Origin of the sequence: Streptomyces sp. NPDC020192 (assembly GCF_044388685.1) — a bacterium.
GTDB lineage: Bacteria > Actinomycetota > Actinomycetes > Streptomycetales > Streptomycetaceae > Streptomyces.
On the sequence record NZ_JBIRXG010000073.1, the window covers coordinates 1 to 15,022 of the forward strand.

At 69.6% G+C, this 15,022-nt stretch carries 13 protein-coding genes and 4 pseudogenes; 12 read left to right on the forward strand and 5 right to left on the reverse strand.

Translation table 11 applies throughout. The features are described 5' to 3' along the window. The first annotated feature begins 197 nt into the window (after window positions 1–197). The gene (locus ACH47Z_RS46125; protein ID WP_399086336.1) at window positions 198–764 is read left to right on the forward strand and encodes a hypothetical protein; all 567 of its coding nucleotides are present in this window, start codon (window positions 198–200) and stop codon (window positions 762–764) included. Between the two features lie 499 nt (window positions 765–1,263). Here the strand turns inward: ACH47Z_RS46125 and ACH47Z_RS46130 are convergent, their stop codons facing one another. The 3 genes and pseudogenes from ACH47Z_RS46130 to ACH47Z_RS46140 all read right to left on the reverse strand — a co-directional run. Beyond that, a complete protein-coding gene (locus ACH47Z_RS46130) occupies window positions 1,264–1,521 on the reverse strand; it encodes a hypothetical protein (protein ID WP_399086369.1) in 258 nt (85 codons plus the stop codon). 79 nt (window positions 1,522–1,600) lie between these two features. Further along, window positions 1,601–1,723, reverse strand: a pseudogene (locus tag ACH47Z_RS46135) (nitronate monooxygenase); the annotation flags it as partial. A 25-nt stretch (window positions 1,724–1,748) separates the two neighbouring features. Then, a pseudogene (locus tag ACH47Z_RS46140) lies at window positions 1,749–2,903 on the reverse strand (YbfB/YjiJ family MFS transporter); the annotation flags it as partial. Window positions 2,904–3,758: 855 nt separating this feature from the next. Here ACH47Z_RS46140 and ACH47Z_RS46145 point away from each other — a divergent pair. Together ACH47Z_RS46145 and ACH47Z_RS46150 are read left to right on the forward strand one after the other, a co-directional pair. Continuing rightward, a pseudogene (locus tag ACH47Z_RS46145) lies at window positions 3,759–4,007 on the forward strand (metallophosphoesterase); the annotation flags it as partial. Continuing rightward, window positions 4,001–4,132, forward strand: a pseudogene (locus ACH47Z_RS46150) (transposase); the annotation flags it as partial. The pseudogenes ACH47Z_RS46145 and ACH47Z_RS46150, both read left to right, overlap by 7 nt. 309 nt (window positions 4,133–4,441) lie before the next feature. Here the strand turns inward: ACH47Z_RS46150 and ACH47Z_RS46155 are convergent. Beyond that, entirely contained in the window at window positions 4,442–4,930 is a 489-nt protein-coding gene (locus ACH47Z_RS46155) for a GNAT family N-acetyltransferase (RefSeq protein ID WP_399086339.1), read from the reverse strand. Between the two features lie 119 nt (window positions 4,931–5,049). Between ACH47Z_RS46155 and ACH47Z_RS46160 the strand changes: the two genes are divergently transcribed. Then, a complete protein-coding gene (locus ACH47Z_RS46160; protein ID WP_399086342.1) occupies window positions 5,050–5,802 on the forward strand; it encodes an RICIN domain-containing protein in 753 nt (250 codons plus the stop codon). Window positions 5,803–5,876: 74 nt separating this feature from the next. Here the strand turns inward: ACH47Z_RS46160 and ACH47Z_RS46165 are convergent, their stop codons facing one another. Next, window positions 5,877–6,638 (reverse strand): FadR/GntR family transcriptional regulator, encoded by a 762-nt coding sequence (locus ACH47Z_RS46165; protein ID WP_399086344.1) that lies wholly within the window; start codon window positions 6,636–6,638, stop codon window positions 5,877–5,879. A 308-nt stretch (window positions 6,639–6,946) separates the two neighbouring features. Here ACH47Z_RS46165 and ACH47Z_RS46170 point away from each other — a divergent pair, with 308 nt between their 5' ends. The 8 genes from ACH47Z_RS46170 to ACH47Z_RS46205 form a co-directional block, all read left to right on the forward strand. Beyond that, window positions 6,947–8,314, forward strand: coding sequence for an ABC transporter substrate-binding protein (locus ACH47Z_RS46170; RefSeq protein ID WP_399086347.1), 1,368 nt, complete (start codon window positions 6,947–6,949; stop codon window positions 8,312–8,314). Further along, complete coding sequence (locus ACH47Z_RS46175; RefSeq protein ID WP_399086350.1) at window positions 8,311–9,225, forward strand: carbohydrate ABC transporter permease; 915 nt, start codon at window positions 8,311–8,313, stop codon at window positions 9,223–9,225. The genes ACH47Z_RS46170 and ACH47Z_RS46175 overlap by 4 nt, the downstream gene beginning before the upstream one ends. A 103-nt stretch (window positions 9,226–9,328) precedes the next feature. Then, window positions 9,329–10,183 (forward strand): carbohydrate ABC transporter permease, encoded by an 855-nt coding sequence (locus ACH47Z_RS46180; protein WP_399086353.1) that lies wholly within the window; start codon window positions 9,329–9,331, stop codon window positions 10,181–10,183. Between the two features lie 8 nt (window positions 10,184–10,191). Then, window positions 10,192–12,210 (forward strand): hypothetical protein, encoded by a 2,019-nt coding sequence (locus ACH47Z_RS46185; protein WP_399086355.1) that lies wholly within the window; start codon window positions 10,192–10,194, stop codon window positions 12,208–12,210. Then, a complete protein-coding gene (locus ACH47Z_RS46190) occupies window positions 12,207–12,554 on the forward strand; it encodes an L-rhamnose mutarotase (protein WP_399086358.1) in 348 nt (115 codons plus the stop codon). The genes ACH47Z_RS46185 and ACH47Z_RS46190 overlap by 4 nt, the downstream gene beginning before the upstream one ends. A 33-nt stretch (window positions 12,555–12,587) precedes the next feature. Beyond that, entirely contained in the window at window positions 12,588–13,493 is a 906-nt protein-coding gene (locus ACH47Z_RS46195; protein ID WP_399086361.1) for an amidohydrolase family protein, read from the forward strand. Between the two features lie 139 nt (window positions 13,494–13,632). Continuing rightward, the gene (locus ACH47Z_RS46200; RefSeq protein WP_399086364.1) at window positions 13,633–14,676 is read left to right on the forward strand and encodes a zinc-binding dehydrogenase; all 1,044 of its coding nucleotides are present in this window, start codon (window positions 13,633–13,635) and stop codon (window positions 14,674–14,676) included. Then, a partial coding sequence (locus ACH47Z_RS46205) for an SDR family NAD(P)-dependent oxidoreductase (RefSeq protein WP_399086367.1) occupies window positions 14,673–15,022 on the forward strand: 350 nt, incomplete at its 3' end. The genes ACH47Z_RS46200 and ACH47Z_RS46205, both read left to right, overlap by 4 nt.

Here is a 15,022-nt window from a genome sequence, read left to right on the forward strand (position 1 = left end):
CGGGCCCCGCCCCCCCCCCCCCGCCCCCGGGCCCCCCCCCCGGGGTCCGCCCGGGGGGGGGGCGGCCCGCGCCCCCGCGGGGGGGCCCCCCCCCGCCCATGTCTCAGCAGGGCGTCGTACTCGCCGTCCGGCCTGATCAGGAACGAACGGATTCCCCGGCATGAGCAAGGCGCCTGTCCGTGCGATCCGGGCGGGAGGTGCATCAGGTCGCCAAGAATGCGAAACCGGACCTTCGCGAGCTGATCACGGCTCGCGGGACCGAACTGGTAATGCAGGCAGAGAAGTTGAGCCAGCGACTCCAGGAGGTGCTCGAGGAACTCACTGTCGCCGAACGGGTCGCGCTCCGGCCGGCCGAGCAACTGCACGTCGAGACCAAGCAGGAAACGCCGCCGCCTGGGGGTGCCGGCCAGGTCGCGGGCCGCGCGGTGCTGGTGCCGCAGCGTGAGCGCGACACCGAAGAGACGGTACTGCCAGAGGACTACCAGCGGATCATTGATGTGGTGCGCCGGACGGATACGCCGATCATGGTCAAGCAGGTCTGCGGTGAGCTGAAAATGTCCACCAACCCAGCCCGGGCGGAGGCGCTGCGCGCGACGCTGAACCGGCTGGCCGACCGGGGCCGGCGCTGGCCGACGGGAAATCCACCACTACCCTGCGAACTCGTTCTACTGCCTACGCGGCATGTGGCTCGAGCCATAACGTCTCTGCCCCCGGCGGCAGTTGATGTCGCATGTGAAAACGCAGCAGCCCCGCCGGGGCACTGAGACGGTCGCCTACCAGTCCGGTCTGCAGCTGTCCACGGCCACCCTGACCTTCCTCGGCGACCTGCTCCGCTACCGCACTTCCGCAACCACGGTGCGCCATTCGGTGCTGGCAGTGATCGGCCTGCTCACCGCACGGGCCGACCGTCTGGACCGGGCGCTGAAGACAATCACCACTGACCGACCCGAGGGGCGCAGGTGTGTCTGCTGGGGCGACGCCCGCCGCGCGAAGCCCGTTCGGGCTCGCAGATAACGGCAGCATCTCGCGGTTTCGGGGTACGGCGCAGTGCCACCCGTCCAGCACGAGGAGTCCGACGAGTACCGGATGCAGGCGACACCTCCGCAAACACCGCGCCGGCACGAACGCCAGGCGCTCGCCGCGCCGTCGGCACACCGCAACTGCGAGGGCCGCGGCATGGCTCGGCTGGAAACGCTCTTCACGTTCCGGCCACCTCGCGACCGCGGCCCCGCGCACTGCCGCCCCTCCACCACAAGCACGATGTCAGCGGTGGGCGGCGCGGCTCATCTCGACGACATCATCCAGCGTGGGGTTGGCAGGAAGGGCGGCCAAGCGCTCCGGCATGCTGTCGCGGACAAGGGTGTCCTTGACACGGTCGGCCGTGGCCAGGGCCGCCGGCAGCTCGTCGAGGGTCGGTTCGGTGCAGTAGGCGGGGCCCATAGGCTGCTGGCGCCAGGAGTCGTCCAGCTCGCCCTCGTCGTAGGGGTCGAAGCCGGTGTCGTCCACAAGACGCGTGGCCACACGCCGTGCGGAGCCAGCCTCCGGTCAAATAAAGTGGAGGTAGCCTCCGGTCAAACCGCATCTGCCGTGACCCGCCGGTCAGGAAGCCCAGCCCGCCCGCACGGGCGGCGGCGGTGACCAGCGCGGGCGTGCTCGGTCCGCCGGTCATCGGCGCCGCGACGAGGGGAAGGTCTGATGCGAGGTCGGACAGCAATGCGCCCACGGCAACTCCTCCTGAAGTACGGGTGTCAGGCCGCCGAGGTCACGGAGCCGAGGTGGTGCGGGAAGCGGACGCAGACGGCGGCGGCCGCGACCGCGGCGAGGACGACCAGCGCGCTGCCCAGCAGGAGCGCCTGGTGATAGCCGTGGCTGAGCAGCGGGGCGGCGAGCAGCGGACCGAGGATCTGGCCGACGCTGTATCCGGCGGTCAACAGGGCCACGGCCCACTGCACTTGAAGGTGCGTGCCGATGGACAGTGCGATCGTGCTGACGCCCATGAAGGTGGCGCCGAACAGCACCGCGGACACGAGCGCGGGCGTGGCACCGCCCAGCAGCGCCGGCAGGGCGATGCCGACGGCCTGGACGGTCAGCGAGGTGAGCAGCAGGGCCGGCCTGGACCAGCGGCGGGCCAGGCGGGTCCACAGCGCGCACGAGGGCAGTGCGGCGAGGCCGACCACGATCCAAGCCCCGGAGCCGAGCTGGCCCGGGACGCCCTGCTGGATCGCGGCGACCAGGAAGGTGCCGGCGATGATGTAGCCGATGCCCTCGAAGGTGTAGCTGGTGAGCAGTGCGAGGAACCAGCGGTGGGTACGGGGCCGTTCGGTCATCGCGGCCACCTCGGAACTCGTGTGCTCCTGCTGTGGGGCCAGGGGCCGGGCGACCGCGGCGAGCAGGGCGGCGAGAACGGCGCAGGTCCACCAGGCCGCCCGCCAGGTGGACGCGGCCTGCACAGCGACGACCAGCAGGCCGGACAGGGCGATCCCGGCACCGACTCCGCCGAAGGCCCAGCCGACCAGGTGGTGGGCGTGCGCGCGAAGGCCCGAGAGCAGGGCGTTGACGGCGATCACGAAGATGAGCGCGCTGGCGGCGCCGGCCGCGAGACGCAGCAGGAACCAGACGGTGCCGTCGTGGGTCACCGGCATGAGCGCCAGCGTCGCCACCAGCACGACGGAAGAACCGCGCAGAGCGGCGGCCGACCGTACGACGGTGGGTACGGCGATGCCGGCCAGGGCACCTGCGAGGTAGCCGATGAAGTTCGCCGTGGCCAGGCTCGCCCCGAGTGACGTGGAGAGTCCGGCCTGGGTGTGCATGAGGGGAAGGATGGGGGTGTAGACGAACCTGCCGATCCCCTGTCCCGCGGCGAGCGCCGCCGCCTGGGCGACGAGCGTCCAGCCGGACTGGGCTTCCCACGGTGCTGGCGGCCTTCGCCGAGAACTGTCCCCGCGTCGACTTGTCGCTGATCACCGGGCCGACCCCGGAGCTGCGAGCAGTCAAGCATTCTCGCCTCGTCGAAACAGCGCAGCGCGAGGAAAGCCGAAGCCACTACTCCCGCCAATCACGACACACCATCGCAAACCACCACACGCAGAGCCCCCATCGGCATCCTTGCCGACGGGGGCTCCTCACCTCTCACCTGCTCTCACAACCCCTATGAGCAAGGTCCTGGCTATAGCTGTCCGACCAGGTGGAAGACCTCGCGGGCCCCCTCAGGGCTCCCCACTTCCTGGCCTACTTCAGCAGATCGCGGCATCCCGCAGAGCGTCGACGACAAGGCTGCGGGACAGGCGGTGTACTGGACATGGTCGAACTGGACATGCCCGTCCCCCTTCCGTTCCGATGGCGTCACGTTGCCGGTACCAGGCCGCATCGGGCGGTCAGAATCGTCAGGACGCCACAACTGATCGGCAGGCCCCCTCGGGACACGCCCCGCCGGCCCGGCACCGACAACGCGCCATCCCCGGCCAACGGCCGACACCGTGAGACCAGGACACTTCGGTCAGGCGTGTCATGAGTCGGACCCCGGACCTGGGACAGCCCCCACCCATCCTCCCGCCCATCACAGCATTCCCACCCAGAAATACTGAGCCGCCGCAGCCCCAATCAGGAGCAGAGTCACCAGCCACGTGAGCCGGGGACGAACTCGGAGGCCACCTCGCCACATGGAGCTGCCCACCATGAGCACCCCGTCCGTCCGACTGGCCCGGGACGGCCGGATGCAGTGCGCGCGACGGCAGCCTGGTTGCTCAGGGAGGGGAAGCGTGACCGACACCAGCGAAACCCGATCCGCCGACAGTGCAACGCACGCGACTCAGCAGAGCCGACTGCACCGCCTGATGCGCTACCTCCCCCTGATCGCCCCCGTCCTGCTGTGGACCGTGCCCTGCTGGGTGCTCCTGCACAGCGGCCAGCACTGGCCGCTGCCCGTCATGCTGGTCGGCACCGCCCTGTTCGCCCTCGGCCCGATCGGTATGCCGCTCGCGATGGTGCGCGGCCACGCCCGGCGTCAGGACTGACCGGCGTCCGCCTGGTCATCTCCGACAGCCACAGCGGCCTGGTCAAAGCGATCCGCAAGGTCATGCTCGGCCGCGCCTGGCAGCGCTGCCGGGTCCACTTCGTCCGCAACATCTTCGCTCTGCCAACCGCGTCGGACGGCTGATCGCTTACACCACGACAAGGACACGACAAGGGACGTGGCCGGTTATGTGAACTACGCATTTACGCGGCCGACCTCGCTCGTGTGTGGAACGAGCCGAGGTGTACGCGATTTCGACGGCCCTGGGGGTGCCGGAGGCAAGGGAGTCGCCGGGAGAGGCCGCTGGCGCAGGCGATCCCCCCGCCAGGGCAGAGACGACGGCACACACAGAGCGCGCGGCGTCCAGCGGCTCCTGCATGCCGGCCACCATGCAGGCGAAGCCGGTGCCCTGCGAACCGGCACACCGCGTCATTCCGAAGGAATGCGAAACTCGAATTTGGGTCGGTCCCACGGCACGGCGGGCGGGTTCGCGAGCGCGGTCCCGGTCCGCACTGCACCGACGCGGTGGTAGAAGTCCTCGGCGGGAAGATGCGACACGACCTTGACACGGTCGAGCCCGGCGGCACGGGCCTCGGACTGCATGTGCGCGACGAGCAGCCGTCCAATACCACGTCCTTGCGCTTCGTCGGCGACGAACAGCAGGTCAAGCTCCGGTGGATCAAGGACGAGCGAGTAGAACCCGATGACCCGGCCTCCATGCTCGTCGGCGCCGACGGCTACGAAGGCGCGGTGGGCTTCGATGTAATCAGGACCGACCCGGTAGCCCGCCACTGCGGCTGCGTACTTACCCTCGTAGGCGCCTGAGCCACGCACGAGCCGCGTGAGCCGTTTGGCATCCCGCGCGACTGCCCTCCGTATCGTGATCGGCTGGCTGATCGGGGAAGTGTGTGAACTCATCGGGAGAGTATTTCGTACCGGGGAGTGCCTTCCTTCGGCGGGTCGGCTGCTCGGGCAGGCGTTCCTGCACCGCTCCCGGGAACCACTCGTGCGAGTGCAACCGATGTCACGCCGAAGCCGTGCCGGAGCGCTTCGGTGCGGCTTCGGCGAACGACGGCAACACCGGCCACTGGCTCAAGGTCGACCTCGGTTCGACCCGCTCGCTGACCGGCACCCGGATCGCCTGGGAGCTGAACAAGACCAACTACTGGTACAAGATCGAGGGTTCCACCGACAACAGCACGTGGACCATGCTCGTCGACAACACCGCCACCGCCGGCACGAGCCAGGTCCAGGCGGCCGTGTTCCAGGCCCAGGCACGCTACGTCCGCGTCACCGTCACCGGGCTGCCGACCGGCGCGTGGGCGTCCATCCGCAGTCTGGAGGTCTACGACCGTCCCTTCAGCGCGGACCTCGGCACGTACAAGCTGGTGAACCGCACGAGCACCAAGGTGCTGGACGTCGCCGACGCCTCGACCGCCGACGGCGCCGGGCTCATCCAGTGGCCCTGGACCGGCGGGACCAACCAGCAGTGGACCCTCCTGCCGGACACCGACGGCTCCTTCCGGCTGCGCAACGTCAGGAGCGGCAGGGTCCTGCAGAGCGCCGACACCACGCAGGGCTCGACGCTGATCCAGCAGCAGGACAGCGGCGGCGACAACCAGCGGTGGAAGCTGGTCCCGTCGACCGAAGACGGCTTCTACCGGCTCGTCAACGTCCGCACCGGCTGGTGCGCGGACGTGGCGGGCGGGTCGGCGGACGACCGTGCCGCCGTCATCCAGTCGCCGACGGCCGGTGGCGCCAACCAGGACTGGCAACTCGTGGCTCGGTGACCGGCGTTCGGAAGGGCCGTACCGCATCGCGGCACGGCTCCTCCGGCGTGTCGTGTCGTGTCGTGTCGGGAGGATCAACCGAACAGGCGCCGCTGGATCTCCCGCCGGTAGTCCTCCAGCGTCCGGTCGAGGTGTACGGCCGTGGCCTCGGCGGCCTCGTCGGGCCGTCCGTCGCGGATGGCGCGGTAGATCGCCTCGTGCTCCTCCACCGCGGCCGCGGTGCCCTCACCGAACGTGTCATGTATGCCGATCGCGCTGGACTGGCGCTGCAGCCGACGGGCGTCACGCACCGCGCTGCCGAGGAACGTGTTGTGCGAGGCCGCGGCCAGCGCCGCGTGGAAGTCGTCGTCCGCCTGGTTGAAGACGTCGACCTCACCATGGGCGTACCCGTGCCGGCACTGCTGCATGGCGACCTCGATGGTGCGCAGTTCGGCGGGCGTGGCACGGGTGGCCGCGAGTCTGCTGGCGGCCATCTCCTGAACCCTGCGGAACTCGAACAGCATGAGCACGTGATCGAGGTCCACGGGCCGGAAGAAGCCGCCCCAGCGACTGGTGACCAGCATGCCGTCGTCGTCCGCGACGAAGAGCCCGCGCCCCTTGTGCGCCCGCACCCGGCCAAGCGCCGAGAGGATCTTCACGGCTTCCCGGACCACCGCTCGGCTGGTGTCCAGCTGCCGGGCCAGGTCGTTCTCCGTGGGCATCCGGTCGCCGGGGACCAGACGCGCCTCGGCGATGAACTCGAGGATCCGCTCCGCCACGACCTCGTATCCGGGCCGATAGTCGCGCCGCTCGTCCGCGCCGTTCACCACTGCTGCCACGGCGGGCGTGTCCTTCATGTGTCCTGCCTCCGGGTGACTGCGACGACGGTGACTGATCGGCCTTGAAGCCGTCCTCATCGTACCCCAGATCAAGATGAGTCGTACTCATCCTGAACGATCTCGATCGCGAATCCCAGTGCGATTTGATGCTTTAGTGGCGATTTACCTGGGTCTATTCCCTTCAATAGTCGCCTAGGCATGCACATCGAACCTTGAAAAAAGCCGTACACACCCCTTGACTCAACCTTCGATATGGCGGCTAATTTCTTCCGCAGTGGTAACGACAGAGCCGTCAGCAGCCTCATGCAAACCCAGTGGAGTCGCTCATGTCCGTCTACAAGCCTTCGGCCGACCTGGAGACAGGGACCAGCAGGAGACGCACCGCGTTGCTGGCCGGCTGTGCCGCCACCGTGCTGTTCAGCGTGACCGCCTGCGGCAGCGGCGGCGGCACCACCGGCACGACCACCAAGGACGGATTCGCGCAGGCCGCCCAGGACAAGGGCGCGTTGACCGTCTGGGTGGACGCGACCCGCATGGCCGCCGCGAAGCAGTACCAGGCGTCGCACCCGGGCGTGAAGATGCACATCGTCAGCTACGACGGCGACGCCAACGGGTCCAACTACCTCCAGACCAAGGTCCAGTTGTTCAACCGCACGGGCAAGGGATGGCCGGACGTCGTCTTCAGCTCCCAGAACAACGAGGCGAGCTGGGCCGTCGACGCGGGCTTCGCGGCGCCGCTGAACAAGGGCCTGATCCCGGACGCGACCCTCGGCGGGTTCGCCAAGGGCGCCAACGACGTCTGCACGGTCGACGGGACCCTCTACTGCCTGCGCAACGACCTCTCACAGGCGGTGCTCTGGTACAACGCGCCGCTGCTGAAGAAGTTCGGCTACAAAGTGCCGACGACCTGGGAGGAGTACCAGGCGCTCGGCGAGAAAGTCGCCACGGAGCACCCCGGCTACCTGGTGGGCGACGCAGGTGACACTTTCACCCCCGAGATCTACCTGTGGGCGAGCAAGTGCGGCGCCAACCACATCACCGGCCCCAAGGCTGTGTCGGTCAACACCACCAGCGAGGCCTGCACCAAGATGGCCAAGCTGCTGGACGTACTCATCAAGAACAAGTCGATGTCGATCAGCGGCGTCTTCAGCACCGACTTCGCCAAGAACAAGGCCCAAAGGGTCCTGCTCATGCCGGGCCCGGCGTGGTACGGCGGCGCGGTCTTCGAGGGCGGGCTCAAGACCCCGGCCAAGCAGATAGCGGTGGCGCCCATCCCGCAGTGGCAGGGGGACACCGCGCCGTCCACCGGCAACGTCGGCGGCGGCACCTGGCTGCTGTCCAAGCACTCCACCCACATCAAGGCGGCCACCGACTTCCTGAAGTGGGTCACCACCGACAACGCCTACCAGGGCGAGAAGGCCCCCGGCTTCCCGGCGTACGCGCCCGCCGCCGACAACTGGCTCAAGGCGCAGGCCGCCTCCGGGTACTTCGCCGGAGACCTCACCGCCCTCAAGGACGCCTCCTCGCAGGTGTGGTCCGACTGGGGCTCGGGCCAGTTCAGCCAGGAGGCGATCTGGGCCGCCACCGTCAAGCCCGGCCTGACGCAGGGCAAGACCATCGAATCGCTGCTGCCCGCCTGGCAGGACTCGATCGTCAAGTACGCCCAGGCCGACGGATACAAGGTCGCCAAGTGACCCTCACCCACTCCTCGGCCGGCTCTGTCCGGGGGCGCCCCCGCGGCACCTCCCGGCAGAGCCGGGCCGGCGTGGCATTCGTCGCCGGCTACGTACTGCTGCTGATCGCCTTCGGCGTCCTTCCGACCTGTTACGCGATCTACTTCGCGTTCACCAACGCCGGAGGCGCCTTCACCGGCCTCTCCAACTTCGTCACCACGGCACAGGACTTCCGCTTCTCCGACTCCCTGAGCCATGTGGCCCTGTACCTGGTCTTCTGGCTCCTGTCGCTCGTGGTGTTCGTGGTGGTCCTGGCGCTACTCCTGCACCGGCTGTCCTCCGGACCGCTCAGCCAGGCACTTCGCTTCCTCTACTACATCCCCGGAGCCCTCGCCGGCGCCGCGAGCGTCCTGGTGTGGCTGTTCATGCTCGACCCGACGGTCAGCCCGGTCAGCTCGCTCCTTGAGACGCTGGGCTTCCACACCTTCGGCGAGGTCATCGCCCCCGGAAACCTGGCGTTGCTGTTCACGATCATCGCGTTCTGGACCGGCGCGGGCGGCTGGATCGTCGTCATGTACGGCGCGCTCAACAACATCCCCAAGGACGTCATGGAAGCCGCCCGCATCGACGGCGCGAACGGCTGGCAGACCGCCTGGCGGGTGCAGATCCCCATGCTCCGCAAGTGGATCGTCTACATGGTGATCCTGGCCTTCGCGGGCGGCGCCCAGCTCTTCGTCGAGCCGCAGTTGCTCTCCCTCGCCAGCACGGGCGTGGCCGGCCGCGACTACTCGCTCAACCAGCTGACGTACGACTTCGCCTTCCAGATGAACAACATCAACGGCGCCGCCGCGGTCTCGGTGGAGCTCCTGGTCGTCAGCGTGTCGGTCGCCGGTGTCTTCGTCGCACGATCGGGGTTCTTCGATGCCGACTGAAACCCGATCCACCCCTCTTGCCGCCGCTCCTCGCGTGAAACGGGATCGGATGCTCAAAGGCCGGCACGGGGAACCACGGCCGCGCCACCGTCCACCGCAGCACGTGACGTCCCGGCTGCTGGCGGGCTCGGTGCTCACCGTCTTCGTGGTGTTCTTCGTGCTGCCGGTGCTGTGGCTGCTGCTCGCGGCGACCAAGACGGACCAGCAGCTGGTCCACGACAACCCGCTGTCCTTCGGGTCCTGGCACGCGCTGACGGCCAACTGGCACGCGCTCACCGCCTTCCAGGACGACGCCATCCTGCTGTGGCTGCGCAACTCCGCGCTCTACGCCGCGATCTCACTGGTCATCACGCTCTGCCTGGCCATACCGGCCGGGTACGCGCTGGCGATGACCGAGTTCCGCGGCCGGCACGCGCTGCTGATCGCGACCCTGGTCGTGATGCTGATGCCGAACGCCACCCTGGTGGTACCGCTGTTCCTGGAGATCAACGCGGTGCACCTGATCGGCACCATGTGGTCGATCATCCTGCCGTACTCGTTCTACCCGTTCGGCGTGTACCTGACCTACATCTACTTCACCACCGCCGTGCCCAAGGACCTCCTGGCCGCGGCGCGGATGGACGGCTGCTCCGAGTTCGGCGTCTTCCGCCACGTGGCCCTGCCGCTGGCGACCCCCGTCATCGCGCTGGTCGGGTTCTTCAGCTTCGTCGCCAACTGGACGAACTACTTCCTGCCGTACGTGATGCTCCCCGAGAGTGACCAGATGCCCATCCAGGTGGGCGTCGGCAGTCTGCTCAGCAATGTGCCGACGTTCAACCCGACCGCCGGCGACCTCGCAATCCAACGCCCGCAACTGGCACTGGCGACGCTGGTGGCCATCACACCGGTGCTCGTCGTGTTCCTGTTCGCCCAGCGCTTCCTGGTCAGCGGAATGCTCGCCGGCGCCACCAAGGAGTGACCGCTCTCATGCCCTTCAGCCCTCACCCCCAGGCCTCCGGAGACGACACCCCGGCCTCCGACCGGCCCACTCCCGCACCCGAAGTCCAGGCCGCGGTGCCGCTGCTCGAACCCCCCGGCTGGGCTGTCGCCCAGCGTGCGCTGTTCGACCTGCTCGACCACGCCTGGCGCCGCTTCGAGCGCGACTTCACCGGCCCCGACGGACGGCTGAACTACCACGACCAACTGACCAGCCGCGACGGTGTCGACGACTTCTACGAGGTCTTCTTCAACTGGCCCCAGCTCTACCTCCTCGGCGGCGCCGACGACCTCCTGCCCGCCAGCGAGCGCCACTGGGAGGGCGTGACCAGGCAGCTGACGGAACTGGACATGCTGCGCGACGAGTACGAGCGCGGCTACGACTGGTTCCACCAGGGCGAGAGCCTGCTGCTGCTCTACTTCCTGTGCATGGCCGCCCCCGACCACTGGGCCGAACGCGCGCTGCGCTTCGCCGAGTTGTACGTCGACCCCGCCAAGGGCAACTACGACCCCGAGCGGCGTATCATCACCCGCCCGCACAACGGCAGCGACCCCGAGCGCACCGGCCTGTTCGACGGCGACGTCTACCCCTGGCTGCTGAAGGAGGCGGAGACCTACGGCTTCCCGCTCGACTGGCTGCCCGAGGCCGCGGACGGCCCGTTCCCACTCTCGGCGGACCCGCGGCTGGGCGACCAGATGCGGGACCGGATGGGCGTCGGCGACACTGCGCTCAACCTCGCCGCGGCCGGACTGGTCCTCAACGCCTGGATCCTGTCCGGCGAGGAGCGCTACCGGGACTGGATCGTCGAATACGTGGGCGCCTGGCGCGAGCGCACCCGCGAACACGGCGGCCTGATCCCGGACAACGTCGGCCCGGACGGAGTCGTCGGCAGCCTCCTGGAAGGCCGCTGGTACGGCGGCCACTACGGCTGGTCCTGGCCGCACGGCTGGCACAGCGTCGGTCACGCGGCCTGCGTGGCGGCGCTGGCGGCGGCGACGGTCACCGGGGACGACGACTACCTCTCCATGGTCGCCACCTCGCTCGACGCCCTCATCGACCGCGGCAAGGTCATGCCCCACACCGAGGCGGACTCGAGCCTGCCCTCCAAGTGGGTGGCGGAACTCGGTCCGGACCGTCACACGCCCACGCTCCATCTGCCGTTCCGGCACAACGACTCGGGCTGGTTCGACTACAACCCGGCCACACCCCCCGTGCCGGTGGCCCTGTGGCACCACACCTCCTCGGAGGCCGACCGCGCCCGGCTGGAGCGGCTGCGCGAGGCCGACGGAATCGACTGGCGCACCGTGCGGCCGTTCCGTGCCAAGGAGGAGTCCGGTCATGAGAAGGCGTGGTTCGCCTTCCTCGCCGGCGACGACCCCGGCTACCCGGAGCGGATTCTCGCGGCCGCCCAGGCCCAGGTCCGGCACCGGCTGCGGCGCATCGACCGCTACCGCGACCTGGACGTGCCCGAAGCCGACATCCATGTGTGGCAGCAGTGCAACCCGGTGGTCACCGAGGCCCTGGTGCAGCTGACCTGGGGAGGCCCTCAGGTGATGTACCAGGGCGGTCTGCAGCAGGCCCGGCTGCGCTACCACGACGCCGACGCCCGCCGGGCGGGTCTGCCGGCGGATGTCGCCGCACTCGTCACCTCCATCGACCCCGAGGCGACCACCGTCGAACTGGTCAACCTCTCCCCCGGCACCGACCGCACGGTCATCGTCCAGGCGGGCGCGTTCGCCGAGCACACCATCACCGACGTCCGCTACACGACCTGCACGGACGACGGCTGGATCGGCGACATGTACGACTACGGCCACACCGAGCCGGCGATCTCCGAGGCCGAAGCCCTCTGTGACGGCCCGTTCCTGACGGTCCGTCTGCCAGCCTCCACGCGCATCCGGCTCACGCTGCGGCTCGGGCTGCGCACCCGTACTCCCAGCTATCGCACGCCGTTCGACACTGCGGCCGACCGGACCAACTCCACCGACACGACAGGGGAATCGGCGTGAAGCGCATCGCCCAGACCATCAGGCTCCGCCCCGAACACCGCGAGGAGTACCTCCGGCTCCACTCCACGGTCTGGCCCGGAGTCGAAGCCGCCCTGCACCGGGCCAACATCCGCAACTACAGCATCTACCTCCACGGTGACGTGCTCTTCGCCTACATGGAGTATCACGGCGAGGACTTCGAGGCGGACATGGCGACCCTGGAGGCCGACCCCGAGACCCAGCGGTGGTGGAAGCTCACCGACCCGTGCCAGGAACCCTTTCCCGACCGGGGCGAGGGCCGCCAGTGGAGCGAACTCCCCGAGATCTGGCACCTGAGCCCGCCCGGCAACGACGCCACCGCCTGACCCGGCCCGCACCGACCCGACTTGGATCTCCTCGTGAACGCACCCGCGCTCGTCGACGCCCACCACCACCTGTGGGACCTCTCCCACCGTCCGCAACCATGGCTGGACGACCCCGACGTGGCGTCGATCCGCCGCACCTTCACCGCCGAGGACCTGCGCTCCACCGCCACCCACCCCATCGCGGGCCGGCGGCTGCACGGCACGGTGGTCGTCCAGTGCATCGCGGAGGTCGCCGAGACCGAGGACCTGCTCGCGCTCGCCGAACAGAAGCCGCTGATCCAGGCCGTGGTCGGCTGGGCCGACCTGACGTCCCCGGCGATCGGTGACGTGCTCGACAATCTGATCGCCGGGCCGGGTGGTGGGTATCTGCGCTCTCTGCGGCACCTGGTCCAGGGCGAGACGGACCCGAACTGGCTTCAACTCCCCGATGTGGAACGCGGGTTGCGGGCGGCCCGTGATCGCGGACTGCGCTACGACGTACTCGTCCGCGACCACCAGCTCGACCAGGCGATCCGGCTCGCGGAACGCTTGCCCGACCTGCCCCAGGTGCTCGACCACGCGGGCAAGCCGGACATCGCCCGGCAGGACCTCGCGGACTGGGAACGCCGGATGCGGCTGCTGGCCGGACACCCGCACGTGGTGTGCAAGGTCTCGGGACTGATCACCGAGGCCGACCACTCCCACTGGACCACCGCCGACATCCGCCCCGCCTGGGACGTGCTGGTCTCCGCCTTCGGCCCCGACCGGCTGATGTTCGGCTCGGACTGGCCGGTCGCCAACCTGGCGGGCGGCTGGAACCGGTGGGCCACCACGGTGGACGAACTGCTCACCGGCTGGAGCGACAGCGATGTCCACGCGCTCCTCGCCGGCACCGCGACCGCGTTCTACGGCCTTCCCCCCGTCGCCGGGGAGGGCGACACCCACGCCCCGGCGATCTGACCCACTCCCGTTGCGCGGCGAGAGCCACCGCCACGCAACGGCACCCCACCGCACGACACCAGCGCCGGACGCGCAGCCACGGATGCCAAGCCATTCGGTTTCCGTGGGCACTGGTCCGCGCCGAAGGGACCTGCCCCCCATGACACTAGCCGCCCGATACCTGTCCGCCCGCACCCTGGACACGGCCCCCGCCCACAGCGCGCCGCCGGGACCCGGTGAGGTGGAGCTGGCCCCCGCCTACGTCGGTATCTGCGGTACCGACCTGCACATCTTCCACGGCGACATGGACGCCCGGGTCACCACGCCCGCCGTCCTGGGACACGAGATGTCCGGCCGTGTGGTCCGCTGCGGGCCGGACGTCACGGACTGGCGGCCCGGCGACGCGGTCACCGTGATGCCGTTGCGCTGGGACGACACCTGCCCGGCCTGCCGCAACGGCCACCAGCACATCTGCCAGCACCTGGACTTCATCGGCATCGACTCCCCCGGCGCGATGCAGCAGCGCTGGACCGTGCCTGCCGCCACTCTCATACGGCTGCCCGACTCCCTCCCGCTGGACCGGGCCGCGCTCGTCGAGCCCACCGCGGTCGCGGTGCACGACGTCGGCCGGGCCGGAGTGCGCGACGGCGAGCGGGTCGTCGTGGTCGGCGGCGGCCCCGTCGGCGTCCTGATCGCGCTGGTGGCCCAGGCCAAGGGAGCGGACGTCCGGGTGGTGGAGCCGAGCGCCCACCGACGGCTGCTCGCCGAGGAGTTGGGGCTGACCGTGTGGAACCCGGCCGACGACGACGTGCCGGAGCTGGTCCGTCGGTGGACCGGGGACGCGGGGGCGGATGTCGCCTTCGAGGTGTCCGGCGCCGCGGGGGGCGTGGACACCGCGGTCGACGTGCTCGGCGTGCGCGGCCGGCTGTGCCTGGTCGCGATCCACTCCCGCCCCCGGGAGGTGAACGTGCACCGCTTCTTCTGGCGTGAACTCACCCTCGTCGGGGCCCGGTTGTACGACCGCTCCGACTTCGAGCAGGCGGTGACCCTGGTGGCCGACGGCACCGTTCCGGCCGAGCGGCTGATCAGCAAGGTCGTGCCGCTCACCGAGGCGCCCGCGGCCTTCGAGGCGCTGGAGGGCGGCGGAGACGTGATGAAGATCCTGGTGGACTGCACCGACGAGGCCCAGGAGGCCGCCGGATGAACGTCTTCGACCTCACCGGAAGGCTCGCCGTCGTCACCGGCGCCCGGCGCGGTATCGGCCGGGCCATGGCCCGCGCGCTCGCCGAGGCCGGCGCGGACGTCATCGGGGTGAGCGCCTCGCTGAAGGAGTCCGGCAACACGGTGGAGAAGGACGTCACCGCCACCGGTCGCACCTTCGAGGCGATCCGCACCGACTTCGCCGACCCCGAGGCCGTCAGGGCGCTGGGCGCGGACCTCGCGGGCCGGGAGCGTCCGGTGGACATTCTGGTCAACAACGCGGGTACGATCCGCCGCGCCCCGGCCGCCGAACACCCCGATGATGACTGGGAGTTGGTCCTCCAGGTCAA